Annotated in this window: 21 protein-coding genes, 3 tRNA genes and 1 other RNA gene; 11 read left to right on the forward strand and 14 right to left on the reverse strand. The window is 53.6% G+C overall.

What is annotated here, in order from left to right; all coding sequences use genetic code 11:
• Nucleotides 1-18 precede the first annotated feature (18 nt).
• The 6 genes from GKC68_RS12090 to GKC68_RS12115 all read left to right on the forward strand — a co-directional run bounded on the left by GKC68_RS12090 (nucleotide 19) and on the right by GKC68_RS12115 (nucleotide 4,091).
• Entirely contained in the window at nucleotides 19-1,392 is a 1,374-nt protein-coding gene (locus GKC68_RS12090) for an MATE family efflux transporter (protein ID WP_252293128.1), read from the forward strand.
• Between the two features lie 153 nt (nucleotides 1,393-1,545).
• A tRNA-Val gene (locus GKC68_RS12095) sits at nucleotides 1,546-1,622 on the forward strand.
• 3 nt (nucleotides 1,623-1,625) lie between these two features.
• Nucleotides 1,626-1,702 (forward strand) — tRNA-Val (locus GKC68_RS12100).
• Between the two features lie 10 nt (nucleotides 1,703-1,712).
• Nucleotides 1,713-1,789, forward strand: a tRNA-Val gene (locus GKC68_RS12105).
• 346 nt (nucleotides 1,790-2,135) lie between these two features.
• Complete coding sequence (gene pykF / locus GKC68_RS12110) at nucleotides 2,136-3,548, forward strand: pyruvate kinase PykF (RefSeq protein ID WP_028722187.1); 1,413 nt, start codon at nucleotides 2,136-2,138, stop codon at nucleotides 3,546-3,548.
• 306 nt (nucleotides 3,549-3,854) lie between these two features.
• Complete coding sequence (locus GKC68_RS12115; RefSeq protein WP_006118977.1) at nucleotides 3,855-4,091, forward strand: major outer membrane lipoprotein; 237 nt, start codon at nucleotides 3,855-3,857, stop codon at nucleotides 4,089-4,091.
• Between the two features lie 73 nt (nucleotides 4,092-4,164).
• Here GKC68_RS12115 and GKC68_RS12120 read toward each other — a convergent pair whose 3' ends face one another.
• From GKC68_RS12120 to sufA, 7 genes are read right to left on the reverse strand one after another with little or no spacing between them, the layout of a single operon-like run.
• A complete protein-coding gene (locus tag GKC68_RS12120) occupies nucleotides 4,165-5,145 on the reverse strand; it encodes a L,D-transpeptidase family protein (RefSeq protein ID WP_342656183.1) in 981 nt (326 codons plus the stop codon).
• Between the two features lie 55 nt (nucleotides 5,146-5,200).
• A complete protein-coding gene (gene sufE / locus GKC68_RS12125) occupies nucleotides 5,201-5,617 on the reverse strand; it encodes a cysteine desulfuration protein SufE (RefSeq protein WP_013025598.1) in 417 nt (138 codons plus the stop codon).
• A 21-nt stretch (nucleotides 5,618-5,638) separates the two neighbouring features.
• Nucleotides 5,639-6,862: a cysteine desulfurase SufS gene (gene sufS / locus GKC68_RS12130; protein WP_047714713.1), complete on the reverse strand. Its 1,224-nt coding sequence runs from the start codon at nucleotides 6,860-6,862 to the stop codon at nucleotides 5,639-5,641.
• On the reverse strand, nucleotides 6,862-8,139 hold the full coding sequence (gene sufD, locus GKC68_RS12135) for a Fe-S cluster assembly protein SufD (protein WP_110145727.1): 1,278 nt from the start codon (nucleotides 8,137-8,139) through the stop codon (nucleotides 6,862-6,864). Before sufD ends, sufS begins: the two co-directional genes overlap by 1 nt.
• Nucleotides 8,114-8,860, reverse strand: a complete 747-nt coding sequence (gene sufC, locus GKC68_RS12140; RefSeq protein WP_013025595.1) for a Fe-S cluster assembly ATPase SufC — start codon at nucleotides 8,858-8,860, stop codon at nucleotides 8,114-8,116. Before sufC ends, sufD begins: the two co-directional genes overlap by 26 nt.
• Nucleotides 8,861-8,906: 46 nt before the next feature.
• On the reverse strand, nucleotides 8,907-10,400 hold the full coding sequence (sufB, locus tag GKC68_RS12145) for a Fe-S cluster assembly protein SufB (RefSeq protein WP_013025594.1): 1,494 nt from the start codon (nucleotides 10,398-10,400) through the stop codon (nucleotides 8,907-8,909).
• A gap of 7 nt (nucleotides 10,401-10,407) precedes the next feature.
• Entirely contained in the window at nucleotides 10,408-10,782 is a 375-nt protein-coding gene (sufA, locus tag GKC68_RS12150; RefSeq protein ID WP_024471838.1) for a Fe-S cluster assembly scaffold SufA, read from the reverse strand.
• Between the two features lie 388 nt (nucleotides 10,783-11,170).
• On the opposite strand from sufA, the gene GKC68_RS12155 reads away from it, so the two are divergent.
• Nucleotides 11,171-11,575: a hypothetical protein gene (locus GKC68_RS12155; RefSeq protein WP_342656184.1), complete on the forward strand. Its 405-nt coding sequence runs from the start codon at nucleotides 11,171-11,173 to the stop codon at nucleotides 11,573-11,575.
• 31 nt (nucleotides 11,576-11,606) lie between these two features.
• On the opposite strand, the gene GKC68_RS12160 is transcribed toward GKC68_RS12155, so the two are convergent.
• A complete protein-coding gene (locus GKC68_RS12160; protein ID WP_110145728.1) occupies nucleotides 11,607-14,660 on the reverse strand; it encodes an FAD-binding and (Fe-S)-binding domain-containing protein in 3,054 nt (1,017 codons plus the stop codon).
• 208 nt (nucleotides 14,661-14,868) lie between these two features.
• Between GKC68_RS12160 and ydiK the strand changes: the two genes are divergently transcribed.
• Both ydiK and rprA read left to right on the forward strand, forming a co-directional pair.
• Entirely contained in the window at nucleotides 14,869-15,969 is a 1,101-nt protein-coding gene (gene ydiK, locus GKC68_RS12165) for an AI-2E family transporter YdiK (RefSeq protein WP_064367155.1), read from the forward strand.
• Between the two features lie 254 nt (nucleotides 15,970-16,223).
• Nucleotides 16,224-16,332: antisense sRNA RprA (gene rprA / locus GKC68_RS12170), an RNA gene on the forward strand.
• A gap of 63 nt (nucleotides 16,333-16,395) precedes the next feature.
• Here the strand turns inward: rprA and ppsA are convergent.
• Nucleotides 16,396-18,780 (reverse strand): phosphoenolpyruvate synthase, encoded by a 2,385-nt coding sequence (ppsA, locus tag GKC68_RS12175; RefSeq protein ID WP_342656185.1) that lies wholly within the window; start codon nucleotides 18,778-18,780, stop codon nucleotides 16,396-16,398.
• A 417-nt stretch (nucleotides 18,781-19,197) separates the two neighbouring features.
• On the opposite strand from ppsA, the gene GKC68_RS12180 reads away from it, so the two are divergent.
• Both GKC68_RS12180 and GKC68_RS12185 read left to right on the forward strand, forming a co-directional pair.
• The gene (locus GKC68_RS12180) at nucleotides 19,198-20,025 is read left to right on the forward strand and encodes a pyruvate, water dikinase regulatory protein (RefSeq protein WP_013025588.1); all 828 of its coding nucleotides are present in this window, start codon (nucleotides 19,198-19,200) and stop codon (nucleotides 20,023-20,025) included.
• Between the two features lie 152 nt (nucleotides 20,026-20,177).
• The gene (locus tag GKC68_RS12185) at nucleotides 20,178-21,224 is read left to right on the forward strand and encodes a 3-deoxy-7-phosphoheptulonate synthase (RefSeq protein WP_028722179.1); all 1,047 of its coding nucleotides are present in this window, start codon (nucleotides 20,178-20,180) and stop codon (nucleotides 21,222-21,224) included.
• A gap of 1 nt (nucleotide 21,225) precedes the next feature.
• Here GKC68_RS12185 and GKC68_RS12190 read toward each other — a convergent pair whose 3' ends face one another.
• The 5 genes from GKC68_RS12190 to GKC68_RS12210 form a co-directional block, all read right to left on the reverse strand.
• On the reverse strand, nucleotides 21,226-22,662 hold the full coding sequence (locus tag GKC68_RS12190) for a YdiU family protein (protein WP_028722178.1): 1,437 nt from the start codon (nucleotides 22,660-22,662) through the stop codon (nucleotides 21,226-21,228).
• A gap of 90 nt (nucleotides 22,663-22,752) precedes the next feature.
• Nucleotides 22,753-23,487 carry an EAL domain-containing protein gene (locus tag GKC68_RS12195; RefSeq protein WP_047714672.1) on the reverse strand — a complete coding sequence of 245 codons (735 nt, stop codon included), beginning with the start codon at nucleotides 23,485-23,487 and terminating at the stop codon, nucleotides 22,753-22,755.
• A 292-nt stretch (nucleotides 23,488-23,779) separates the two neighbouring features.
• A complete protein-coding gene (locus GKC68_RS12200; RefSeq protein WP_014605964.1) occupies nucleotides 23,780-24,238 on the reverse strand; it encodes an NlpC/P60 family protein in 459 nt (152 codons plus the stop codon).
• Between the two features lie 66 nt (nucleotides 24,239-24,304).
• Nucleotides 24,305-25,054, reverse strand: a complete 750-nt coding sequence (gene btuD, locus GKC68_RS12205; protein ID WP_028722175.1) for a vitamin B12 ABC transporter ATP-binding protein BtuD — start codon at nucleotides 25,052-25,054, stop codon at nucleotides 24,305-24,307.
• Complete coding sequence (locus GKC68_RS12210; RefSeq protein ID WP_013025582.1) at nucleotides 25,055-25,600, reverse strand: glutathione peroxidase; 546 nt, start codon at nucleotides 25,598-25,600, stop codon at nucleotides 25,055-25,057.
• Between the last annotated feature and the right edge of the window lie 20 nt (nucleotides 25,601-25,620).

The following is a 25,620-nucleotide window of genomic DNA, read 5'->3' on the forward strand; positions in this document are numbered from 1 at the left end:
GATAAGTCAGGTGTTTACGTGCAGAAGTATTTAACAGAAGCGCGTCAATTGCTGGCCCTCGCGATCCCCGTTATCCTGGCTCAGGTGGCGCAAACCGCGATGGGATTTGTAGATACCATTATGGCCGGCGCCGTCAGCGCCACGGATATGGCCGCCGTTGCTGTTGGCACGTCCATTTGGCTTCCCGCCATCCTGTTTGGTCATGGTGTTTTACTGGCATTGACGCCCACCATTGCGCAACTTAATGGTTCAGGTCGCCGTGAGCGAATCGCTGAACAACTTCGTCAGGGATTTTGGCTGGCGTTTTTTCTTTCTCTGCTCATCATGCTGGTGCTGTGGAATGCCGGGTATGTTATCCGCTCGATGCATGATATCGATCCGCTGCTGGCAGAGAAGGCTGAGGGCTATCTGCATGCCCTGCTGTTTGGCGCGCCGGGTTACCTGTTTTTTCAGGTTATGCGTAACCAGTGCGAGGGGCTCTCCAAAACCAAGCCCGCGATGGTGCTGGGTTTTCTTGGGCTGATGCTGAATATCCCGCTGAACTACATTTTTATCTACGGTCATTTCGGCATGCCGGCGCTGGGCGGCGTAGGCTGTGGCGTGGCGACGGCCTCGGTGTACTGGGCCATGTTCTTCTGCATGCGTTTTTGGGTACGACGGATGCGCAGTATGCGAGACATTCGCGTAGAGAGCCGCTGGTCAGCGCCTTCACGCATTATCCTGCAACGTCTCACGGGGTTGGGTTTGCCGGTCGCGCTGGCGCTGTTTTTTGAAGTGACCCTGTTTGCCGTCGTGGCCCTGTTAGTCTCGCCGTTGGGGATTGTTAACGTCGCCGGGCACCAGATTGCCCTGAACTTCAGTTCGCTGATGTTTGTCCTGCCGCTGTCGCTGGGCGTTGCCGCCACCATTCGCGTTGGCTATCGGCTGGGTCAGGGTTCGACGGAGCAGGCGCGGGTCGCCGCGTGGACCGCGCAGGGCGTTGGCATTGGCATGGCGGTGATTACGGCCATTTTTACCGTGACCTTTCGCCATCAAATTGCCCAGCTTTATAACGACAATCCTGCGGTGGTCACGCTGGCTGCGCAACTGATGCTGCTGGCTACGATTTACCAGATTTCGGATTCTGTTCAGGTGATCGGCAGCGGAATTTTGCGCGGTTATAAAGATACACGATCGATTTTCTTTATTACCTTTATCGCTTACTGGTTGCTGGGTTTACCTTCTGGTTACATCCTGGCACTGACCGACTGGGTGGTGCCGCGCATGGGGCCAGCAGGCTTCTGGTGCGGTTTTATTGTTGGCCTGACCTCAGCCGCCATCATGATGCTGTGGCGCGTGCGACGCCTACAGCAGTTACCTGCAGAGTTAATCCTGACGCGCGCGTCTCGCTAACTGACTGAACGGGCCCGAAAAGGCCCGTTACGTTCAAAAAAACGACGCTTCGCACAGATGATGTTCATTCATTTGCAATTTCGCGTTTTTCCCCTTGCCAGCCTTCTGCACTGCCGTTAATATTCGTCCCCGCTGTCGCCCTGACAGCATGTTGCGCTCTTAGCTCAGTTGGTTAGAGCACCACCTTGACATGGTGGGGGTCGATGGTTCGAGTCCATTAGAGCGCACCAAGTGCGTCCGTAGCTCAGTTGGTTAGAGCACCACCTTGACATGGTGGGGGTCGGTGGTTCGAGTCCACTCGGACGCACCAAATTTGATATGCGCTCTTAGCTCAGTTGGTTAGAGCACCACCTTGACATGGTGGGGGTCGATGGTTCGAGTCCATTAGAGCGCACCACTCTTTTTACGTCCTTTCATCTTTTGCGCAACAACCCTTTTCTTGATTTACATTACCTTTACGTACTGTTTTTCGATTGGTTTTCGCATACTTAGTGATTATACTGGCCGCGTTGTCCTACTTGAACGGTTTCAGCGACTACGTGCTTATGACGATAATAAAGATTGTTTGCGCAACAACGTCCCGGTGGTTAACCCAGCTAACCACGCAACTTCCCTGCACGCCTGGCCTTCGTCACCTATTCTTATCCTGTACTGCCCTTTTCGATCTCAACCAGCATTCACATTTCGGTGCACTGTCATCGAAATCCTGTTTTTCATCCATCACAACTTACAGATAACCCGTCATGAAAAAGACTAAGATCGTTTGTACTATCGGCCCAAAAACCGAATCCGAAGAGATGCTGACTCAGCTGCTTGAAGCAGGCATGAACGTCATGCGTCTTAACTTCTCTCACGGTGACTATGCAGAACACGGTCAGCGTATTACCAACATGCGTGCCGTGACGAAAAAAACCGGCATTCCTGCGGCTATCCTGCTGGATACCAAAGGGCCGGAAATCCGCACCATGAAGCTGGAAGGTGGCAACGATGTGTCACTGAAAGCCGGTCAAACCTTTACCTTTACCACCGACCAGAGCGTGATTGGTAACAACGAGCGTGTTGCCGTGACCTACTCAGGCTTCGCGAACGATCTCAAAATTGGTAACACTGTTCTGGTCGACGATGGTCTGATCGGCATGCAGGTCACCGAAGTCACTGAGAACAGCGTTGTGTGTGAAGTACTGAACAACGGCGATCTGGGCGAAAACAAAGGCGTTAACCTGCCTGGCGTTTCCATTCAGCTGCCTGCCCTGGCAGAAAAAGATAAACGCGACCTGATTTTTGGTTGTGAGCAAGGCGTGGATTTTGTTGCAGCCTCGTTTATCCGCAAACGTTCAGACGTGCTGGAAATTCGTGAACACCTGAAGCAGCACGGTGGCGAAAACATTCAAATCATCTCCAAAATTGAAAACCAGGAAGGCCTGAATAACTTCGACGAAATCCTCGAAGCCTCGGACGGCATCATGGTTGCGCGTGGCGATCTGGGCGTTGAAATCCCGGTTGAAGAAGTGATCTTCGCGCAGAAGATGATGATTAAAAAATGTAATAAAGCCCGCAAAGTTGTCATCACTGCGACGCAGATGCTGGATTCCATGATCAAGAACCCGCGTCCAACCCGCGCTGAAGCTGGCGACGTGGCTAACGCCATTCTGGATGGAACGGATGCCGTTATGCTGTCTGGCGAGAGTGCGAAAGGCCGCTATCCGCTGGAGTCGGTCACCATCATGGCGACCATCTGTGAGCGTACCGACCGCGTGATGAAGCCACGCATCGATGAACAGAATGACAGCCGTAAGCTGCGCATCACTGAAGCCGTTTGTCGTGGTGCAGTTGAAACCGCCGAGAAACTGGAAGCGCCACTCATCGTGGTCGCCACAGAAGGCGGTAAATCAGCTAAGGCCGTGCGTAAGTACTTCCCTAATGCAACCATCCTGGCATTGACCACTAATGCCACCACGGCGCGCCAGTTGATTCTGAGCAAAGGGATCGAGACACGTATGGTCAGCGAAATCGCCTCGACCGATGATTTCTATCACCTGGGTAAACAAGCGGCGCTGGAAAGCGGTTTTGCACAGAAAGGTGACGTTGTTGTGCTGGTTTCAGGTGCGCTGGTACCCAGCGGAACGACCAATACGGCATCGGTACACGTTCTGTAATATCGCGTTTAACGCCTCTTTTTTAAAAAGCGCCTTCAAAGGCGCTTTTTTATTGTCTTCGTAATACAGATTCAAGAAAAAGCCAGCGCGTATTGACAATAAAAATGCGCTGCAAATTAAGGTTAATCCGATTAAATCTCTCTGTTTTAGCTAAATTTTTTTATGTTGTTCTTCAATTCGCTGCTTCTTTGAGCGAACGATCATGTTTAAGCATGTTCTTATCAAAAAATTATTCTCAAGTTAAAAAGCTTTGTGTAATACTTGTAACGCTACATGGAGATTAACTCAATCTAGAGGGTATAAATAATGAATCGTACTAAACTGGTACTGGGCGCGGTAATCCTGGGTTCAACTCTGCTGGCTGGTTGCTCAAGCAACGCTAAAATCGACCAGCTGTCTTCAGACGTTCAGACTCTGAACGCTAAAGTTGACCAGCTGAGCAACGACGTGAACGCAGTGCGTTCTGACGTTCAGGCTGCTAAAGATGACGCAGCTCGCGCTAACCAGCGTCTGGACAACCAGGCTCACTCTTACCGTAAGTAAGAGTTCTGGTTTAAAAATGGTGCCCTTGTGGCACCATTTTTTTTGTCTGGCGTTCAGGATAACAACGCCTGCCCTACTCGCCCGCAGCGCGCTGGAATGACGCAGAGGCCTCAGCCTCGTCCTGTATCGGCTCACCCGCACTGACCAGCACTGGCATGCCTGAGCGACGCGTCAGCGTGGCTTTAATCAACGCTCTGTCACTCTTCTCGCTCTTCATGAAGGATCTGAAGTCCGCACTGAGCGCTAACGGAGCCGTTTGCGGATCGTCCTTCTCATTACGTGACAGTGGCTGATGCACCTCGACGTAGCGCTTACCATCCGGTTCAACACTGAATTTCACCGGTTGGTTAATAATCTGAACCCGCGTTCCTACCGGCACGCTATTAAACAGCGCGTCGATATCCTCGGTACGTAAACGAATACAGCCTGAACTGACGCGCATACCGATACCAAAATTGGCGTTGGTGCCGTGGATAAGATACTGGCCTGTTCCACGCGCCATACGTAGCGCATGCAGCCCCATGGGGTTATCCGGGCCTGCTGGCACGACGGCGGGCAGCGTGATGCCCTCTTTGGCATAGCGCTTGCGGATATTCGCCGTGGGCGTCCACGTAGGATTGGGTATTTTCTGGCTGATGCGGGTCACCATGATGGGCGTGACGATCCCCATCTGACCAATGCCAATGGGATACACGATAACCTTGTCTTCGCCCTTTGGATAATAGTACAACCGCAGTTCGGCCAGGTTCACCACAATGCCTTCACGCGGCGTGTCCGGAAGAATCATCTGCAGAGGAATGGTCAACTGGGTGCCCGGTTTCGGTAACCAGGGATCGGTGCCGGGGTTTGCTTCCAACATGCCCAGCAGCCCGACCTGATAACGCGCAGCAATCTCTTCAAGAGGACGTTTGTTATCCGGGACCTGCGTCACCACATTCTCACCAATCAGGCGGCTGTCGGGGGGCGGTAACGGGTATTCCGTGGCAAAAACGGGTGCAGAGAGCCCAAAACAGGTCAGCAGCAATGCACCAGCTAAATTTAAAGCAGGTTTCATGCGGTTTTCTCGTCAGATAGTAAAAAGACGCCGGATGGCGTCTTTGGAGTGTATCTTAGCTGAGGTTCTGAGCGGTATGGCGAATTGACTTAATCATCGCTTCCAGCCCCTGCGAACGCGTTGGCGTAAGGTGCTGAACCAGGGCCAGTTCGCTGAACCAGTGGCGCACATCCAGCGCCACAATGTCAGCGGGCTGCAGGTTTTGATAGAGACTAAATACGATAGCTATCAATCCCTTAACAATAGCTGCATCACTGTCACCTTCAAAGCCGATGGTGCCATCTGCCTGCGGTGTCATCTTGATCCACACCTGGCTCTGGCAGCCCGTAATGGCATGTTCGGGCTGATGCAGTGTTTCAGATGATTCCGGAAGTTTGGCACCCAATTCAATGATGTATAGGTACTTCTCTTCCCAGTTGGCGCAACGGTTGAAGTTGCGCACCAGTTTCTCTTTTTCTGGCAACGTTGCCATTAATCGCTCCGTTTACTCTGCTCAACCGCCCAGCAGACGATGAATACGCGTCAGGCCGGCCGCCAGGCGATCGACTTCTTCTTCACTGTTATAGAAGGTGAAGGAAGCACGGCACATCGCCGGCACCTGATAGTGGCGCAGTAACGGCATTGCGCAATGATGTCCGGTGCGAATCGCAATACCGTACTGATCAAGGAAGCTGCCGACGTCAAACGCGTGGTGTTTGCCAAGGTTAAAAGCAATCACGCCTGCGCGCTGCTGCGGACCGTAAATCTGAATATCAGGTACGGATGAAAGTTTATCAAGGGCATAGTTCATCAATGCGGTTTCACGCTGATGAATCGTCTCCAGACCCAGCGCCTGCACATAGTCCAGCGCCGCACCCAGCCCAATAATGCCGCCGGTGTTTGGCGTACCGGCCTCAAAACGCCATGGCGCCGTATTCCATGTGGTGCCGGTTGGCAGCAGGACTTCGCCAATCATCGAGCCACCACCTTCCCACGGCGGCATCGCATCCAGAAGTGCCTTGCGGCCATAAAGCACGCCAATGCCGTTCGGGCCATAGAGCTTGTGGGCGGAGAAGACATAGAAGTCGCAGTCGATGTCCTGCACGTCAACGGTGTTATGCATCACAGCCTGAGCCCCGTCAATCAGCGTGACGACGCCAGCCGCTCTGGCCTGGGCGACGATCGCTTTCACCGGGTTAACCGTGCCCAGCACGTTTGAAACGTGCGTCACCGCCAGTAAGCGAGTCCGGCTGTCGATCAAACCAGCCAGTTGATCGAGGGCCAACTCACCGTTGTCGGTCAGTGGCAGCACCCGGATCTCGGCACCGCAGCGCGCTGCCACCATCTGCCAGGGCACGATATTCGCATGGTGCTCCATCTGCGTGATAATCAGATTATCACCGGGCTGAAGCTGACTGCCGCCCCAGCTGTTGGCGACCAGATTGATCCCTTCCGTCGTACCCTTTACAAAAACAATCTCTTCCGACGATGCCGCATTCAGAAAACGTGCCGCCTGTTGGCGAACGTTTTCCATATCGCTGGTCGCCTGCTGGCTGAGGGTGTGAATACCGCGGTGCACGGCCGCATAGCCGTGCTGATAGAAATGGCTTTCGGCATGAATGACCGATAGCGGACGCTGTGCGCTGGCCGCGCTGTCAAGGTAGGCCAGCGGATGACCGTTGACCTCACGCTTCAGGATGGGAAAATCTGCCCTGATACGCTCGAGATCGAAGTTCATCATGAGTCGTCTCCCGGGAAGCGCTGCGCAATGCGCTGCAGCACAGCCTGGCGCAGAATCGGGTTATCCAGCGTTTCGGTTAACTCTGCAGCAAAGGCATGGATGATCATGGTCTGCGCCGCGTCCTGTTCAATGCCGCGAGAACGCAGATAGAACATCTGCTCGTCATCAATACGGCCGACGGTCGCCCCGTGGCTGCACTTCACGTCATCCGCGTAAATTTCCAGCTGCGGCTTGGTATCCACTTCCGCCAGACGGCCTAACAACAGGTTGTTATTGGTCATCTGTCCGTCAGTTTTAAGTGCGTGCTGCGCGACTTTGATGTGACCGTTAAACACCGCACGGCCTTTATCACGCACGATGGTTTTATGCATCTGGCGACTCAGGCAGTGGCCTTTGTTATGTTCAAGATAGGTGCGGGTGTCCGCCACTTCCTGATTAACAGGCAGCACCAGGCTGTTCAGCGACAGCTGGGTGTTCTCACCATTGAGCTGCGTACTGGTATTGTGACGGCTCAGTCCTGCACCCAGTAAGAAACTGGTGCTGGTCACCTGCGCATCCCGGCCGATCACAAGGTCGTTGTGAGCAAAGTGATAGCTTTTGGTGCTTTCAAAGGCCAGCTTGGTGTGCGTCAGCGTGGCATTGTCAGCGACAGCAAAGGTGAAACGGGCGCCGGTAAAATGCGCGCTGTCGTTTAGCGTAACAAAGTGCTCAATCACTTGCGCTTCTGCGCTTTCTTCCAGCTGCAGATGATGACGATGATGCACCGTGTTCATGCCGTCGTCTTTGCCGCTGGTAATATGCAGCAGATAAAGCGGACGTGCCGCCGCTTTGCCACGCGCCAGCCGAATGTGCGTCACTTCTTCAGCCAGGCTTTCGGTCAGGTGCAGAAAAATTTCCGGCTGCACGGCGGCAGGCAGATCGCGGCGCTCGGCCGCAACGCTGTGCTGAATCTCGAACAGTTCGGTATCGCTGCTACTCAGGGCAGGCTGGAATCTTCCGTCGACAAAAACCAGACGTACGGCATCCAGCGGGAGCGACAGTGCATCAACCTGCGTAGCGCTGAGCTCGTGCGCCTCAGGCAACACGAAGTGTTGCGCCAGCAGGCCATCCAGCGGCGTGTATTTCCAGTTTTCATGTTTGCGGGTGGGCAAGCCCAAACGCATTAACTGCTGCCAGTGCTGCTGAGCCTGCATTGAACGCATTTCACCGCGTGATTCAAACAGGTGGTGCCACTGTTGCAGCGCGGTATCACTCTTCGTCGGTAAGCCAGCCATAGCCCTGCTCCTCCAACTGTTTCACCAGCGAGAAATCGCCTGATTTTACGATTTTACCCTGATACAGCACGTGTACGAAGTCTGGCTTGATGTAGTCCAGAATACGCTGATAGTGGGTTACGATGATAAATGCACGCTTTTCGTCACGCAGGCTGTTTACGCCATTGGCGACGATTTTCAGGGCATCGATGTCCAGACCGGAGTCGGTTTCATCCAGAATGCAGAGATCGGGTTCCAGCGCCGCCATCTGCAGAATGTCGTTACGCTTCTTCTCACCACCGGAGAAGCCAACGTTTACGGAACGCGTCAGCAGATCTTCTGGCATTTTCAGCAGATCGATTTTTTCTTCAATGAAGTCCTGGAAATCAAAGCGATCCAGCTCGTCCTGCTGACGGTATTTGCGCACCGCATTCACGGAGGTCTGCAGGAAAAACTGGTTGCTGACGCCGGGGATTTCAACCGGGTACTGGAAAGCCATAAAGATGCCTTCGCCTGCACGTTCTTCAGGTTCGAGCTCCAGCAGATCCTTACCTTTAAAGGTTACGGACCCGCCGGTGACTTCATAGTCTTCACGTCCGGCCAGGGTCGCAGACAGCGTACTTTTACCCGAACCGTTCGGTCCCATGATGGCATGAACTTCGCCGGGCTTAATCTCAAGGTTCAGACCACGTAAAATCGCTTTGTCTTCAACGCTAACCTGTAAATCTTTAATACTTAACATGCTTATTCCTTCACATTGCTTCCGGCAACGCGTGTGACGGCGTCAATCAGCCCACACTGTGCTCAAGGCTGATGGCTAACAGTTTTTGCGCTTCCACTGCAAATTCCAGCGGCAGCTCAGAGAATACGTCTTTACAGAAACCGTTCACGATCATCGAAATCGCATCTTCTTCACTGATGCCGCGTTGCAGACAGTAGAACATTTGATCTTCGCCGATACGTGAGGTGGTGGCTTCGTGCTCCAGCTGAGCGGTATTGTTACGGGTTTCAACATACGGGAACGTATGTGCGCCACAATCCGGACCAATCAGCATGGAATCGCACTGCGTAAAGTTACGTGCGTTGGTGGCCGTGGGCATGATTTTTACCAGGCCACGGTAGGTATTCTGGCTTTTCCCGGCGGAAATACCTTTGGAGATAATCGTCGACTTCGTATTTTTGCCGATGTGGATCATCTTGGTACCGGTGTCCGCCTGCTGGCGTCCGCTGGTCAGTGCCACCGAGTAGAACTCGCCCACGGAGTGATCGCCACGCAGGATACAGCTTGGATATTTCCAGGTAATAGCCGAGCCGGTTTCCGACTGCGTCCATGACATTTTGCTGTAGTCCCCTTCACACAGGGCGCGCTTGGTGACGAAGTTGAGGATACCGCCCTCGCCTTCACCGCCCGGGAACCAGTTCTGAACGGTGGAATATTTCACTTCCGCGTTCTTATGAATGATGACCTCTACCACCGCAGCGTGCAGCTGGTAAGTGTCACGCACGGGCGCGGAACAGCCTTCGATGTAGCTTACGTAGCTGTCTTCATCTGCAATCAGAATCGTGCGTTCGAACTGACCAGTTTTCGCCGCGTTAATGCGGAAATAGGTAGACAGCTCCATCGGGCAACGCACCCCTTTCGGGATGTAGACGAAAGTACCGTCAGAGGCTACCGCAGAGTTCAACGCGGCAAAAAAGTTATCATTGGGTGGCACCACGGTACCCAGATACTTTTTCACCAGCTCTGGATGATCGTGGATCGCTTCGCCAAAGGAACAGAAGATAATCCCCTGCTCGGCCAGTTTACTGCGATAGGTTGTGGATACGGAAACGGAGTCGAAGATGGCGTCAACGGCCACTTCTTTACCTTCACGCACCGGAACGCCCAACTGATTAAAGGCGTTCTCAACTTCCTGCGTCAGATAATCACTGGCCGGGGCGCTGCCCGATGCCTGGGTCGCGCCCGGTTCAGACGCACAGGTGTCATCGCAGTTTCCGCACGATGGCGCGGAGTAATAACTGTAGTCCTGATAATCCAGCTTTTCGTAATGCGCTTTCAGCCAGTGCGGCTCTTCCATTTCCAGCCAGGCACGAAAGGCTTTAAGACGAAACTCCAGCATCCACTCTGGCTCGTTACGCTTAGCCGAAATTGCCCGTACCACATCTTCATTGATGCCGTTGGCAAATTCTTCGGTTTGCAATTGGGTAAAGAAGCCCTCTTTGTAATTGAGCTTACCTTCCCACATTTGTACATCGTCAGATGTTTCGCTGTGTCGTGACATATTTCACTTACTCGACGCCAAAGCTTTCACCGCACCCGCAGGCGTGCTGAGCTTTAGGGTTATTGAATTTAAAAATCTGATTCAGGCCTTCGCGAACATAATCCACTTCGGTGCCATCGATAAACGGCATGGCCTGAAGCGGCACAAACAAGGTTGCGCCGTAGTAGCTAAACTGCAGATCGTCGTCTTCTGGCTGCTTCACCAGATCCATTACATAACCAAAACCGGCACAGCCGGATTGTTTAATTGCTAAACGCAGGCCCTTGACTTCTGGGTTTTCTGCGGCCAGATTTAGAATTTGTTTCGCTGCGGTTTCAGTCAGCGTTAACCCTTTCCACACGTACTCGTCGGGTGAGAAAGAATCTGCATTCACGGATGACATGTTGATACCTCTTGAGTCCGGACCTTTTCAGGCTATCCCCCTATGGTAGTGATCTGACAAATCACTTCAACCTCTTGTTTTGCAGGGATAATCATAAGATGCTATTTTTACAGCTCATTTCTTAAGCATAGTCGCTGCAGCCAGGCTTGCATCGGCGAGCGCCCGCTGAATTCGGGTTCTGTAACCTGTTAATAAATCGTAAATTTTTAAATAGCACCTTTACGATAACGCCTGTATTGATAGGTTACGCCTTTCTGGCATGTAAACAGATTGTTATTTCCGATTATACCGACAGGTGCGATAAATCGAAAAAAATTTCTTGCCGGGGATTTGCATTCCTGCTCCAGTTGAATATGATAATTATTATCATTCAAGATTAGGGCGCGTTATGTCGTTATCGGTTTCAGCCTGGCTTCAACATAAACTTGATGAATACCGTTTTTCGGTTCGCGATCTCACCGTTGATTTTTACCTGGCACAGGCCAAACTCAACCGGGCTGAATGTACGATTCAGCAACTGCGTCAGTTTAACGATACCTGTTTAGACATGGCAGAGATCTGCCAGTTGAACGGCGATGATCTGAGTTATCTGCATGCCATGGGCAAACTTCACCACCGGCTGGTCCAGGAGATGCAAAACCCGGATCGTAACCGGCTGTTCCGCATCCAGGCTTACCAGCTGGCGCGACTCTCCCTGACTCAGCTATGCCATCAACTCGCGATAACCGGTGAATGGGAACGAGCCACCCTATTGCAAAGTGAATTCGTCAGGCACGCAGTATGGATATTCTAATCCAACCTGCGTCCGGCGTCGCCTCACCTTTTCAGATTAACTCAAGCAGTGCCTGAAGAGGATGACGCATGCCGTTACCCTCCACGCGCTTGACCTGACTGCGGCAGGAAAAACCGGTTGCCAGGCAGCGCTGGCGCGGCAATTTTTGCAATTGCGGATGCCATGACAGCGCATAAATTCCCAGCGAGTTCTCCAGGTTTTTGCTCTCGTGACCATAGGTGCCGGCCATGCCGCAACAGCCCACATTGATGTTTTCGAGCTTTGCGCCGAAGCGAGAGAAGATCGCCTGCCACTGACCGGGCGTGCCTGGCAGCGCGGTCACTTCGGTACAGTGAGCAAACAGATACCATGCTTCTCCGCTGGTGATCTGCACCTCTCGTTCCTGCAGCGCCTGATGGAGCCACTCATGTACCAGCAGCACGTTGAAATCGCCACGGGCCTCGCCCAACGTCTGGCGATACTCATCGCGGTAACAGAGCACCGTGGCCGGATCGATCCCCACCATCGGCATGCCCAGCTTAGCCACGCGATTCAGGAAATCGGCTGTTTTACTGGCCGTACGCGCAAAGCGTTGCAAAAAGCCTTTCACATGCTGCGCTTTGCCATTAGGTGAGAACGGCAGCAGAACGGGCTGGTATCCCAGTTTCTCAATCAGCTGGATAAAATCATGTACCAGTTTGGCTTCATAGAAACTGGTAAAGGGATCCTGCACCACCAGCACTTTTTGGGCTCGCTGTGTTTGACTGAGCGCTTCGAGCTGCTCCAGCGTCATATTCATCGCCGGATGACCACTCAACTGCTGCCTGAGCGTGGGCGAGGAAAGTAAAGGCAGGTCGACCATGCCAATGTGTGTCTTACTGAATGAGGTCGCCCAGGGCTGTTTCAGGAAAAAGTTAAACACACCCGGTGCTTTCGCCATCAGGGGCGCGTAGCTTTCTACGCCCGCCACCAGATGGTCGCTGATTGGGCGCAGATAGCGTGTATGGTAAAGCTGTAAAAAACGTGAGCGGAAGGCCGGAACGTCAATTTTAATGGGGCACTGGGTCGAGCAGGCTTTACAGGCCAGGCAACCGGACATCGCCTCTTTCACCTCATGGGAAAAATCATATTCCCCTTTATTGGCATACCAGGTATTGCGCATTCTGCTTATCAGCGCGCGAAGTGACAGGGAACTTTCCGGCAGCTTTTTCTCCAGCATCACCGGATCGGCGCCCTGCTCTGCCAGCAACCGAAGCCATTCCCGCGTTAAGGTCGCGCGTCCCTTCGGCGAGTGAATGCGGTTACGGGTGATTTTCATTGACGGGCACATCGGACTGCGGGCATCGAAGTTAAAGCACAATCCGTTACCGTTGCATTCAAGCGCACCGCGCCAGGTTTCACGTACCTGAAGGGGGATCTGACGATCGTAGCTGCCCCGTTTCGTCGCATCGACCTGCATCATCGCCGCCTCGCTGTCGAAAGGGGTACAAATCTTACCGGGATTGAGACGATTAAGGGGATCGAAAGCCGCTTTAATGCGGCGCAGCTCGTTAAACAGCGTTTCGCCAAAAAAGGCAGGACTGTACTGCGCGCGGAATCCCTTGCCATGTTCGCCCCACAGCAGGCCACCATAGCGTGCAGTTAAGGCAACCACCTCATCAGAAATTTGCTTCATCATCATTTCCTGATGGGGATCGCACATATCCAGGGCCGGACGGACATGCAGCACGCCGGCGTCCACGTGACCGAACATGCCATAACTCAGACCGTGGCTGTCCAGAAGCGCGCGAAACTCAACAATATAGTCGGCCAGGTGTTCAGGTGGAACGGCGGTATCTTCAACAAAGGGAATCGGTTTGGCACGGCCTTTGGCATTACCGAGTAAGCCCACCGCTTTTTTACGCATGTTATAGATGCGTTCAATACCGTCCAGATCGTCACAGCGCTGATAACCGATCACCCCGCCCTGCTGCTGTGTCATTAACGTATCCAGACGGGCGCAAAGCGCTGTGATCTGCCGATCGATTTGTCCGGCATCATCCCCGGCAAACTCAACGATATTCAGCCCTGACATTTCTTTATCCGGGATATCCGTAATCAGCTCGCGCACGGAGTGCCAGACAATATCTTCCCGCGCCAGATTCAGCACTTTCGAGTCAACCGTTTCCACTGACAGCGCCTGCGCCTCGACCATCAGGGGGGCATTACGTAGCGCAGAATCGAAGGCGTCATATTTAATATTAACCACGCGCCGGACTTTGGGCAGCGGCGTGATATCCAGACGGGCTTCGCTGATAAACGCCAGCGTTCCCTCTGCACCACACAGCAGCCGCGTCAGATCAAAGGTCTGCATGTCGTCGCTAAACACGTGGCGCAAGTCGTAACCGGTCAGGAAGCGGTTGAGCTTAGGAAACTTCTCCAGAATCAGTTCGCGATGCTCACGGCAGCGGCTGAGCACCTGCTGATAAATTCGGCCTTCCGGCGTGGGCGTTTGCGCCAGATTTTCAGCCAGCGCGGTAGGCACCGGTCGGGTATCCAGAATATCACCGCCGAGCAGCACGGCCCTGAGCCCTAAAACATGGTCAGAGGTTTTACCGTACACCAGCGAGCCCTGACCGGATGCATCCGTGTTAATCATGCCGCCCAGGGTGGCGCGGTTACTGGTGGAGAGCTCCGGTGAAAAGAAGAAACCAAAAGGTTTCAGGTAGGCATTAAGTTGATCTTTGACTACCCCAGCCTCGACGCGCACCCAGCGTTGTTCGATATTGATTTCCAGGATGCGGTTCATGTGGCGCGACATATCCACAATGATGCCTTGATTGAGCGACTGACCGTTGGTCCCGGTGCCGCCACCGCGCGGGGTAAAGACCAGACTGGAGAACGCCGCTTCATCCGCCAGTCGGGCTATCAGTGCCACATCTGCCGTCGAGCGCGGGAAAAGCACCGCATCGGGCAGGAGCTGATAGATGCTGTTATCGGTTGAAAGCGAAAGTCTGTCGGCGTAGCTGGTGGCGGTATCGCCGGTGAAACCCTGCGCTTTGAGGGTTTCAAGAAATGTCAGCACCCGCTGGATAAGACCCGGTGCCTGAGAAATCTGTGGGATCATGGAGTATGTGACCAAAGATGTTGTGTAGGTTTGCGTCTGTATCTTGCTTTAATCCTCAGTTTTATCACATTTCCCACCACGCTGTCGTTTTTTCAGGAAGGGCTGAAACCTTTTCTTTACAAGCCTGTTTAAACGCCCTGAAATAGCCCATGATTACAGGGCAGCGTCATCCCCTGAGTTGACGAATTCCAATGAGGTAACGCATAAGATGAAAAGCCTGGAACGGCAGATTGATCTTCCCCAGATGTTATTTACCCTGATTTTTATTTTACTCCTGATCGCCGCGTGCTTATGGGTTGTCCAGCCATTCATATTGGGCTTCGCCTGGGCAAGCATGGTGGTTATTGCCACCTGGCCCCTGATGCTGAAAATACAGCGCCTGCTGTGGGGACGGCGTTCGCTGGCGGTAGTTGTGATGACTATCCTGCTGCTCCTGCTGTTTATCATCCCGGTTGCCCTGCTGGTTAACAGCCTGATAGATAACAGCGCACCGGTGATCGCCTGGGCAACTCAGGGACATATGCTACCCACCCTGAGCTGGCTCAACGATATTCCCATGGTGGGTGAGAAACTGTATGCCAGTTATCAGAAACTGGTGGCGGGCGGCGGCGCAGCGATAATGGCGAAGTTACAACCTTATGTTGGCCGTACCACCGGTTTTTTTGTGGCGCAGGCCGGGCACTTTGGTCGTTTTATGATCCACCTGGCCGTGATGCTGTTGTTCAGCGTACTGCTCTACTGGCGCGGTGAGCAGGCGGCACAGGGCATCCGGCATTTTGCCTGGCGCATGGCTGGCCGACGCGGTGATGCTGCCGTATTGCTGGCCGGACAGGCAGTACGCGCGGTAGCGCTGGGGGTTGTCGTCACGGCGTTGGTGCAGGGCGTACTGGGCGGTATCGGGTTAGCCGTTTCCGGCATCCCCTACGCCACATTGCTGACCGTATTGATGATCCTCTGCTGTTTGGTGCAGATCGGCCCGCTGCTGGTGCTGGTGCCGGCGATTGTTTATCTCTACTGGAGTGGGGACACCACCTGGGGCACGGTACTGCTGATCTGGAGCTGTGTTGTGGGCACGCTGGACAATATTTTGCGGCCGGTGCTGATTCGTATGGGCGCCGATCTGCCGCTGATTCTGATTCTGTCCGGCGTTATCGGGGGATTAATCGCGTTTGGTATGATCGGCCTGTTTATCGGGCCAGTTGTGCTGGCTGTCTCTTACCGACTGGTCTCTGTGTGGATGCATGAAGTGCCTGCGCCGCAGGCCGAACCGCTAAGCGTGGTAAGTGAATCACCGCAGCAAAAGCCCTGATCCCTCCTTTTATATGATTAGTACTCGTTAAGTGGGCTGGCTGATCAAGATATCGCCAGCCTTTTTTTCATTAGCGTACTTTAAGATAAAACGCATATTTCACGCCTTTAGCACCTCTCACGCCTTAAAATGATTATTTTATAAACATAATAACGGTCCGAAACGCTCTCCCCAGCCGTCAAAATATTATTTCCTTTAAACTAATAAGAGGATTCTTAAAGACGCCAGCGAGCCGTGTGAATACCATATTTCCTATGTTGGAAATCAAGTTACTGATTTCTAAACGCCCTAATTTCCCCTGAGTAGCGTAAAGAATTGCTGTGTGTAGTCTTTGCCCATCCCCTGTGATGGGCTTTTTTTTGCCTGTCAAAAAGCAAAAAAAGCCAGCTTGCGCTGGCCTTCTGACATCGGAGGTTATCCATCACCTCAGGCAGGTTTGTTTAGCGCCGCCAGGCTTAACCAGGTTTCCACCACGGTGTCCGGATTCAGAGACAGGCTGTCGATGCCCTGCTCCATCAGCCAGGCTGCGAAATCCTGATGATCTGACGGTCCCTGACCGCATATTCCTACGTATTTGCCCTGTTTTTTCGCCGCCTGTATCGCCATGGACAGGAGCGCTTTGACCGCCTCATTACGCTCATCAAACAAGGCCGATACCACGCCGGAGTCGCGATCCAGCCCCAGCGCCAGCTGCGTCATATCATTGGAGCCGATAGAGAAACCGTCAAAGTGTTGTAAAAACTGCTCCGCCAGCAGGGCATTCGAGGGAATTTCACACATCATAATGACCTTGAGCCCGTTCTCGCCGCGCTTCAGTCCCTGACGACCCAATTCCTCTACCACCGCCTGAGCCTGATTGACCGTACGCACAAAGGGCACCATGATTTCCACGTTAGTCAGCCCCATCTCATTACGTACGCGCTTCACCGCTTCGCACTCCAGTGCGAAACAGTCGCGGAAACTCTCGGAGACATAGCGGCCTGCGCCACGGAAGCCCAGCATCGGGTTTTCCTCTTCGGGTTCGTAACGTTCTCCCCCCACCAGATTGGCATATTCGTTGGTTTTAAAATCCGACAGGCGGACGATAACGCGCTTCGGCGCGAACGCCGCGCCCAGCGTCGCGATCCCTTCGGTCAGACGGGCGATGTAAAACTCAACCGGATCGTCAAAACCTTTCATCATCTGACGAATCTGCTTCTGCAGTTCAGGGGTTTGCTGATCGAACTCCAGCAACGCTTTCGGATGCACGCCGATCATGCGGTTGATAATAAATTCCAGCCGCGCCAGACCAACCCCTTCGTTTGGCAAACAGGCGAAATCAAACGCGCGATCCGGGTTGCCCACGTTCATCATGATTTTCAGCGGCAGGTCCGGTAGGGTATCCACCTGCGAACTGGTGACGTCGAAGTCAAGCAGTTCATCGTAGACATAGCCGGTATCGCCCTCAGCACAGGATACGGTAACGGTATGTCCCTCTTTCAGCCGCTCGGTCGCATCGCCACAGCCCACCACCGCCGGGATACCCAGCTCACGCGCGATGATCGCGGCATGGCAGGTACGGCCGCCGCGGTTCGTTACAATGGCGGAGGCTTTTTTCATGATCGGTTCCCAGTCGGGATCGGTCATATCGGTCACCAGCACGTCACCTTTTTCGATGCGGTTCATTTCGCTGATATCGTGAATCACCTTGACGGCACCGGCGCCGATGCGGTGACCAATCGCACGGCCTTCAATCACCACCTTGCCCTGTCCCTGCAGGCTGTAACGCTCCATGACCTGACCGTTGGAACGCACGGTTTCAGGGCGCGCCTGGACAATAAATAACTTACCGGTGTGGCCGTCTTTGGCCCACTCAATATCCATCGGGCGTTTGTAGTGTTGCTCAATCAGTACCGCCTGATGGGCCAACGCCTCCACTTCGGCATCGCTCAGGCAGAAACGATCGCGCTCGGCTTCCGCCACATCTTCAATGCGCACCTGCTCGCCATGTTCACGCGAGTCGGCGTAAACCATCCGCACTTTTTTCGAGCCCATGTTGCGGCGAACGATAGCGGGACGTTTCGCGGCCAGCGTTGGCTTGTGCACATAAAACTCGTCCGGGTTCACCGCGCCCTGCACCACCATTTCGCCCAGGCCCAACGCGGCGGTAATGAACACCACCTGATTAAAGCCCGATTCGGTATCAATGGTGAACATGACCCCTGAGGACGCCAGATCGGATCGCACCATGCGCTGAATGCCCGCCGACAGTGCCACGCCGCGATGATCGTAACCCTGATGGACGCGATAAGAGATGGCGCGATCGTTAAACAGTGAGGCATAAACGTGTTTTACTGCCACCATGACTGACTCGATGCCCTGCACGTTCAGGAAAGTTTCCTGCTGGCCGGCAAAGGACGCGTCAGGCATATCTTCGGCGGTGGCGGATGAGCGCACGGCGAAGGATGCGTCAGCATCGTCGGCAGAGAGCTGCTCATAGGCCGAAAGAATCGCGGCTTCCAGTTCAGGCTGGAACGGGGTTTCGACTACCCACTGGCGTATCTGCTTACCCGCCTTTGCCAGTTGATCCACATCATCAATATTGGTGTCATCCAGCAAAGCATAAATACGCTGGTTCAGACCGCTCTGCTCAAGAAACTGATTAAAGGCCCAGGAGGTGGTCGCAAAACCGTTGGGAACGGACACGCCCAGAGATGACAAATTGGTAATCATCTCACCCAGAGAAGCATTTTTGCCTCCCACCCGATCAACATCATGCATGCCAAGCTGGTTGTACCAAAGTACTAACGGCTGTTCGCCTTTATTGGACATTGAACTGATCCTTTATTAATGAATGGGCACATGGAAAATCCTGCTATTAACAAATCCAGCCTGGCATAACGTCTGAGTAAACACGATCTGTTGAATCGTTAAAGCAGATTCTCAGACACAGTTTCAGAATTGCGCCTGGTTTTTTTCAGCGTTGCGCAAGGCCCTTATTTTTTGCTAATGCACTGATAATTAGCTCATTATTTTTTTCACTGCCTGTTATGCGGCGTTTTTGTTGCGCAACAAACACAGGCGTTGTCTGTCGCCTGAGGCGGTTTTGCTGGCGCAAAAAAGGGGGGAATACGTGACGTCATGATGCAAAAGCGAGAGGGAAACGATGCCCCAGACTACCCTCGCCCCTGAAGGCATGCTTATATTATCTCACCTGTTTTTATGACTTCCCTGCCCGAGGCACGACTTATGACCACCGACAGAAGCGTTTTCTACATTTCCGACGGGACAGCCATTACAGCCGAAGTATTGGGCCATGCCGTGTTATCTCAGTTTCCGGTTAACACCACGAGCGTGACCCTGCCGTTTGTTGAAAACGTGCAGCGTGCGCAGGCCGTTAAGGCGCAAATTAATGCGCTTTATCAGCAAAGCGGCGTGCGCCCACTGGTGTTTTTTTCCATTGTTACGCCTGAAGTCCGTGACATCATTGTGCAGAGCGAAGGCTTCTGCCAGGACATTGTGCAGGCACTGGTCGCGCCGCTTCAGCAGGAGTTAGGGTTGTCACCGGCACCGGTTGCGCACCGCACTCACGGGCTTGATGCCAGCAATCTCGGCAAATACGACGCTCGTATTGCGGCAATCGATTACACGCTGGCGCATGATGACGGCATCTCGTTGCGCGGTTTGGAGGATGCGCAGGTGATCCTGCTAGGCGTTTCGCGCTGCGGCAAAACACCCACCAGCCTGTATCTTGCCATGCAGTTCGGTATCCGTGCTGCTAACTATCCGTTTATCGCCGACGACATGGATAATCTGAAATTGCCTCCCGCCCTTCGTCAGCATCAGCACAAGCTGTTTGGCTTGACGATCGATCCGGAACGCCTGGCGGCCATTCGTCAGGAGCGCGCAGAAAATACCCGCTATGCCTCTATGCGCCAGTGTCGGCTGGAAGTGGGTGAAGTTGAAGCGCTGTTTCGCACTCACCAGATTCGCTACCTCAACAGTACCAACTACTCTGTGGAAGAGATTGCGACGAAAATCCTCGATATTATGGGCCTGACGCGTCGCATGTATTAGTCATTGGCCGACGGCGGCGCTGTAACGTCCCGCTGCCGTCATTTTGACTTACATTATCGTGTTGTCGCTTGAATTCGCAGGCTAATGGTTTATTGTGACCATCATCACTTCCCGGTATTTCACCGCTGCGAAGAAAAAGATTAGAGAACACCATGAACAAAACTGATGAACTGCGCACTGCGCGCATTGGCAGCCTGATTTCCCCTGCCAGTCTGGCAGCTGAACACCCGCTTTCGACAACCATGGCCGATAACATCACCGCCGCACGCAAGCGCATTGCCCGTATTCTGACCGGAGAAGATCCCCGTCTGCTGGTGGTGATTGGCCCCTGTTCGCTGCATGACCCGGTCGCCGCGCTGGACTACGCTCGGCGTTTGGTCGCCCTGCGTGAGCGTTATCAGGATCGGCTGGAAATCGTGATGCGCACCTATTTCGAAAAACCACGCACGGTTGTGGGCTGGAAAGGCCTGATTTCCGATCCCGATCTGGACGGCAGCTTTGACGTTAATCGCGGTATCAGCATCGCCCGCAAGCTACTGATTGATATCAATGCGTTGGGTTTACCGACCGCTACCGAATTCCTGGATATGGTGATCGGCCAGTTTATTGCCGATCTGATTAGCTGGGGTGCAATTGGCGCCCGGACCACCGAAAGCCAGATCCATCGTGAAATGGCCTCGGCGCTCTCCTGCCCGGTGGGTTTTAAAAACGGAACTGATGGAAACGTCCGCATTGCTGTGGATGCCATTCGTGCCTCCCGTGCCAGCCATATGTTTCTGTCGCCCGACAAACAAGGTCAGATGACGATCTACCAGACCAGCGGGAATCCGCACGGCCATGTGATTCTGCGCGGCGGCAAACAGCCTAATTATCATGCAGGCGACGTTGCCGAAGCCGCTGCCTGTTTAGCTGAGTTTGGCCTGCCGCAGCAGTTGGTGATTGATTTCAGCCACGGCAACTGCCTCAAGCAGCATCGCCGTCAGCGCGATGTTGCACTGGACGTCTCCGGGCAGATCAAAAGCGGCTCTCGCGCCGTTGCCGGGGTAATGATTGAAAGTTTTATTGAGGAAGGCAATCAAAAAGTGGTGAGCGGTGAGCCCCTGACTTACGGTCAGTCGATCACCGATCCCTGCCTCAGCTGGCAGGACAGCGAAGAGGTCCTTGCGCTGTTAGCTGAGGCGGTTTCTCACCGTCTGTAAATCAGCTTGAGCAGCTGACCTCCAAGGTCTTGCCCCAGTCCGGTGGCCGTTGACGATATTCAGCGGCCGCCGCGTCACTAAAGGGCTGCTGAAGCGCCTGATGCAAACGCGCCAGCGCGCCGCTCTCCCCCTTCTCCGCCTCGTCTATCACCTGCTGAGCAAGGTAGTTACGCAGCACCACGGCTGGATTGGCAGCTTTCATCACCTGTTGCCGTTCGGCATCGCCAACCTGCTCCTGCAGCAGGCGTTGACGGTAGCGCTGATACCAGCGATCAAAAGCAGAACGATCGATAAATTCATCCCGCAGTGGCGAACGGCTCTCGGCCTGCTGCGTATCACTTAACAAACGGAATGTGAGCGTATAGTCGCTGCGTTCCTGACTCATTAAGCTGAGTAATTCGGTAAGAATCTCATTATCCCCGGCATCGGCCGTCAGCAGGCCCAGCTTCGCCCGCATCCGCTCTCCCCAGACGCGCATCAGCGCATTCTCATAGCCACTTAAGGCTTGTTTGAGCTGCTCGGTACTCATTAACCCCGATAACGCATGGGCCAGACGGTTGAGGTTCCATAAGCCAATCATGGGCTGATTCTCGAAGCTGTAGCGGCCCTGATAATCGCTGTGATTGCAGATATAATCCGGCTGATAGTCATCCAGAAAACCATAGGGACCGTAATCGAGGGTCAGGCCGAGGATCGACATGTTGTCGGTATTCATTACGCCATGAGCGAAGCCCACGCTTTGCCACTGGGCGATCAGCCGCGCAGTGCGCAGCACGATATCGGCAAACCACAGCTGATAACGATCGGCCTCATCCACCAGCTGCGGCCAGTGGTGGCGAATAGCATAGTCTGCCAGCTGTTTGACCTGTTCCGGCTGCTGGCTGTAAAAAAAGTGTTCGAAATGCCCAAAGCGCAGGTGACTCGGTGCAATACGCATGAGCATCGCGCCGCGTTCGGCGGTCTCGCGGTAAACGGGCTCGTCGCTAACGGCAAGGGTAAGTGCGCGCGTGGTGGGAATGCCTAAATGATGCAGCGCTTCAGAGGCGAGAAATTCACGCACCGTGGAGCGTACCACGGCACGACCGTCGCCCATGCGCGAATAAGGCGTTAGCCCGGCCCCTTTCAGGTGCCAGTCAAGCCTGCGACCGTCTTCCTGCTGCTGTTCGCCCAACAGAATACCGCGGCCGTCACCCAACTGACCGGCCCAGACACCAAACTGATGCCCACTGTAGACCTGGGCCAGCGGCGCCATGCCGGGTAATAACGCGGCACCATACCACACGCCATGGCCCTGCCCGGTAAACAATGCGCTGTCCAGTGCCATTGCCTTCGCCAGCGGCGCGTTGTGATACAGAAGTCGGCCGCCCGCAAGTGGCGTAGGGTTTAACGCGGTATAGCTGCCAGGAAGCTCACGAAACCAGCTGTTATCAAAGATCATCAATTCTCCCAACCACACCGGGTATCGTGTGATAAAACCCACAGTGTAGCGTTGATGACCAGGATTGGACAGGCGGCAGGCGTGCGAGTATCAGGGAGTGTGCAGGAATTGCTCAGAGTAGATTAATGTCTCGAAGGCGTCTGATTTAACCACTGGAAACAGCGCGCCCTGGAGGTGGACGTTACTGAGCTGGCTAACTTTATCCAGTAAAATTTCATCATCTACACCACAAATAATCATCCGATCGCAATGGCTGCGGAAATTATCGAGGATGCTCTGCATAAATGGTAAAAAAGAAGCACGTTTAGACAGTGAGTGAATAAAGTGTTTATCCAGTCTGATACAGCTAAACAGATTATCGTAAACGGCTGTCGTGGAGGATTTCCCTGCGCCAAAATGGGAGAGAGACAATTTAAACTCACGATTTAACGCGGCGATTAATGGGTTATTTTTTCCCAAATTGAGCGAGAGAAACGTTTCGCTGATATCCAGCATTATAAAAGGAAGCTGTTTTATTTTGCGCGTCAGAAACTCACTTTCGAGAATGGTGTTCGCCATCCCCTCATCGACGGGCATAAAAGCCAGCAGGTGATGGGTTTCAAAAAACGTCTGGTGTTTTTCCAGCAGAGAGATTTGACGCTGCAGCAGGCGCAGGCGCTGTGTCTCATCAAGCTGAGGCAACAGAACGTCCTGCGGCAACGTGATCGGCGCACTCTCGTGCACGAACTGCGTTGCCAGCTCAATGGCGGTTAAGTGCCCTTCCTGAGAACAGGCGGCATAAAACCAAATTTCCGACTGATAGTCGGCAGACAGGTGAATTTTCATTTTACAGCCAGAATATGTGGCGATAGTGCATCGTATATGATTAAAAACATACTGGCAATAGTAGCAAAGGACTGATGAGATGGATATTTATATCGTTTCATTACCGTTAGGCTAAAAAAATAAACTTTAAGCCAAATAATTCCAGGAACAATTCTGTTAACCGTTAAAAACATTCTTAGGTCCGGTGTTATAAATAAAACGAACCGGTTAAATCCGAATTAAGAATATTTTTCCAGGTCCGTTTTTTTTCTGATTTACTCCGCACAAACCCACTGGTTTTCCAGCGGAGAAATTAGATGCGGCGCGCCTGCCAAAAGACCTTCCGCCAGTACACATTATCCAGCGAAGAGCGGATTACGCCCTGACTGGTGGACGCATGGATGAAAGCGTTATCCGTGTCATAAATGCCCACATGCAGGCCATTTTCACCACTGCCCGTTTTGAAGAACACCAGATCACCTGGTAAGAGGTCGTCTTTGCTGATGCGGGTGCCGATATCGCTTTGTGCGGAAGTGGTGCGGGGAAGTTGCAGATCAAACCTGTCGCGAAACGTCAGGTAGACAAAGCCTGAACAGTCCACCCCGCCGCGGCTCATGCCACCATAACGGTAAGGCGTGCCCCGCCAGCTTCCCAGCTGATCTCTGAGTTGCGCTATCACGGTAATGGAGTCAGAGAGGCGACTGTTAATGGGCGGTGCATGATGGCTACAGCCCACCAGCAATAAAACGAATAACAGCAACCCCATGCGCATCACAGCTCATCCTTAATAAAGAGTAACCGGATTAATGTAGCGGCAAAGCGCGCCAGGTGGCAAGTCTCAGGGCAAAACGGTCAGCAGAGGCCGTCCTTCTAAGACGAGCTGACGAAACGGAATGCCGTACAGGGGCGAAAGCTGTTCTGGCCGAAGGACATCCGCAGGCTCGCCCTGCAACACCACCTGGCCCTGATGTAACAGCCAGACCTGACTGGCATACCATAAGCTATGGTTAAGATCGTGACTGCTGGCGACAACGCAAACCCCTGCGGCACAGAGTTCATTAATCAGATCGTCCACCGCTTTTTGTTGCGCAACATCCAGCGCCGTCATGGGCTCATCCAGGATCAGTAATTGCCCTCTGGCGTTGATCTGCGGGTCGATCTGCATCATTACCGCGCCAAGCCGCACCCGCTGCCACTCACCACCGGAGAGCTGGGTCAATGGCCTGGCTAATTTATCATCTAACTGCAACCGCGACAGTATCGTGGCGAGTCGGGCATCATCTGGCGAGGCGGAAGACGAAAGATGCAGCCGCAGATAGTGGTAAACCGGCATTTGCCCGGGAGGAAGCTGTTGCTGAGGCAGCCAGCTGCGCACGCTGGCCAGCGCCGGGCCTGTCCAACTGGCGAGGGCGGTATTCAGTAGCGTGGCGCGGCCGGTAAAAGGTTCCAATCCCGCCAGGGCTGAAAGCAGTGTGCTCTTCCCTGCGCCATTCGGCCCCACCAGATGCACCCGTTGCCCGGCCTGCATCGTGCCGCTTACCGGTTGCAGCCGTCCGGGGACGGCTGCATTTTCCAGTCTGAGCAACACTTACTTTGCCAGCGCCTGTTTGATCGTTTCCAGAATAATGGGATCTTCTGGCGACATGTCCGGTGAGAAACGCTGAATAACGCTGCCATCACGCCCTATCAGGAATTTTTCAAAGTTCCACAGGATATCACCCGGCGCTTTGGGAGCCCGTCCTTTACTGACCATGCGCTCATAAAAACCACTCTCTTCCGGACGCACGGCCTCGGGTTTCGCCGCGACCAGCTGTGCATAAAGCGGATGACGATGCTCACCGTTGACCTCACACTTTTCGAACATCGGAAACGTCACACCGTAGGTCGTGCTGCAAAACGTTTTGATTTCTTCGCTACTGCCGGGCTCCTGCTCCAGAAACTGGTTGCAGGGGAAACCCAGCACGCTGAAGCCCTGCTCATGCCAGGCTTTATGAATATTTTCCAGCGCTTCATATTGTGGGGTTAAGCCGCATTTAGAGGCCACGTTGACCACCAGCAGCACCTGTCCCTGCCAGGAGGACAGCGCCGTTTTCTCACCATCCAGTGTAACCAGTTCAGTTTGATAAATGCTCATACGGAGTTCCTGTGGTTAAT

This window comes from Pantoea sp. RSPAM1 (assembly GCF_038816185.1).
In the GTDB taxonomy this organism is placed as follows: Bacteria; Pseudomonadota; Gammaproteobacteria; order Enterobacterales; family Enterobacteriaceae; genus Pantoea; species Pantoea ananatis.

Excerpts from the sequence above, each read along its gene's own strand:
- ydiK (WP_064367155.1), top strand. The coding sequence starts at position 14,869 with ATGAAAAGCCTGGAACGGCAGATTGATCTTCCCCAGATGTTATTTACC.
- GKC68_RS12180 (WP_013025588.1), top strand. The coding sequence starts at position 19,198 with ATGACCACCGACAGAAGCGTTTTCTACATTTCCGACGGGACAGCCATT.
- sufE (WP_013025598.1), bottom strand. The coding sequence starts at position 5,617 with ATGGCAACGTTGCCAGAAAAAGAGAAACTGGTGCGCAACTTCAACCGT.
- GKC68_RS12195 (WP_047714672.1), bottom strand. The coding sequence starts at position 23,487 with ATGAAAATTCACCTGTCTGCCGACTATCAGTCGGAAATTTGGTTTTAT.
- sufD (WP_110145727.1), bottom strand. The coding sequence starts at position 8,139 with ATGGCTGGCTTACCGACGAAGAGTGATACCGCGCTGCAACAGTGGCAC.
- GKC68_RS12200 (WP_014605964.1), bottom strand. The coding sequence starts at position 24,238 with ATGCGCATGGGGTTGCTGTTATTCGTTTTATTGCTGGTGGGCTGTAGC.
- GKC68_RS12190 (WP_028722178.1), bottom strand. The coding sequence starts at position 22,662 with ATGATCTTTGATAACAGCTGGTTTCGTGAGCTTCCTGGCAGCTATACC.
- sufB (WP_013025594.1), bottom strand. The coding sequence starts at position 10,400 with ATGTCACGACACAGCGAAACATCTGACGATGTACAAATGTGGGAAGGT.
- GKC68_RS12210 (WP_013025582.1), bottom strand. The coding sequence starts at position 25,600 with ATGAGCATTTATCAAACTGAACTGGTTACACTGGATGGTGAGAAAACG.
- GKC68_RS12160 (WP_110145728.1), bottom strand. The coding sequence starts at position 14,660 with ATGATCCCACAGATTTCTCAGGCACCGGGTCTTATCCAGCGGGTGCTG.
- sufA (WP_024471838.1), bottom strand. The coding sequence starts at position 10,782 with ATGTCATCCGTGAATGCAGATTCTTTCTCACCCGACGAGTACGTGTGG.
- sufC (WP_013025595.1), bottom strand. The coding sequence starts at position 8,860 with ATGTTAAGTATTAAAGATTTACAGGTTAGCGTTGAAGACAAAGCGATT.
- GKC68_RS12185 (WP_028722179.1), top strand. The coding sequence starts at position 20,178 with ATGAACAAAACTGATGAACTGCGCACTGCGCGCATTGGCAGCCTGATT.
- pykF (WP_028722187.1), top strand. The coding sequence starts at position 2,136 with ATGAAAAAGACTAAGATCGTTTGTACTATCGGCCCAAAAACCGAATCC.
- GKC68_RS12115 (WP_006118977.1), top strand. The coding sequence starts at position 3,855 with ATGAATCGTACTAAACTGGTACTGGGCGCGGTAATCCTGGGTTCAACT.
- ppsA (WP_342656185.1), bottom strand. The coding sequence starts at position 18,780 with ATGTCCAATAAAGGCGAACAGCCGTTAGTACTTTGGTACAACCAGCTT.
- GKC68_RS12155 (WP_342656184.1), top strand. The coding sequence starts at position 11,171 with ATGTCGTTATCGGTTTCAGCCTGGCTTCAACATAAACTTGATGAATAC.
- sufS (WP_047714713.1), bottom strand. The coding sequence starts at position 6,862 with ATGAACTTCGATCTCGAGCGTATCAGGGCAGATTTTCCCATCCTGAAG.
- GKC68_RS12120 (WP_342656183.1), bottom strand. The coding sequence starts at position 5,145 with ATGAAACCTGCTTTAAATTTAGCTGGTGCATTGCTGCTGACCTGTTTT.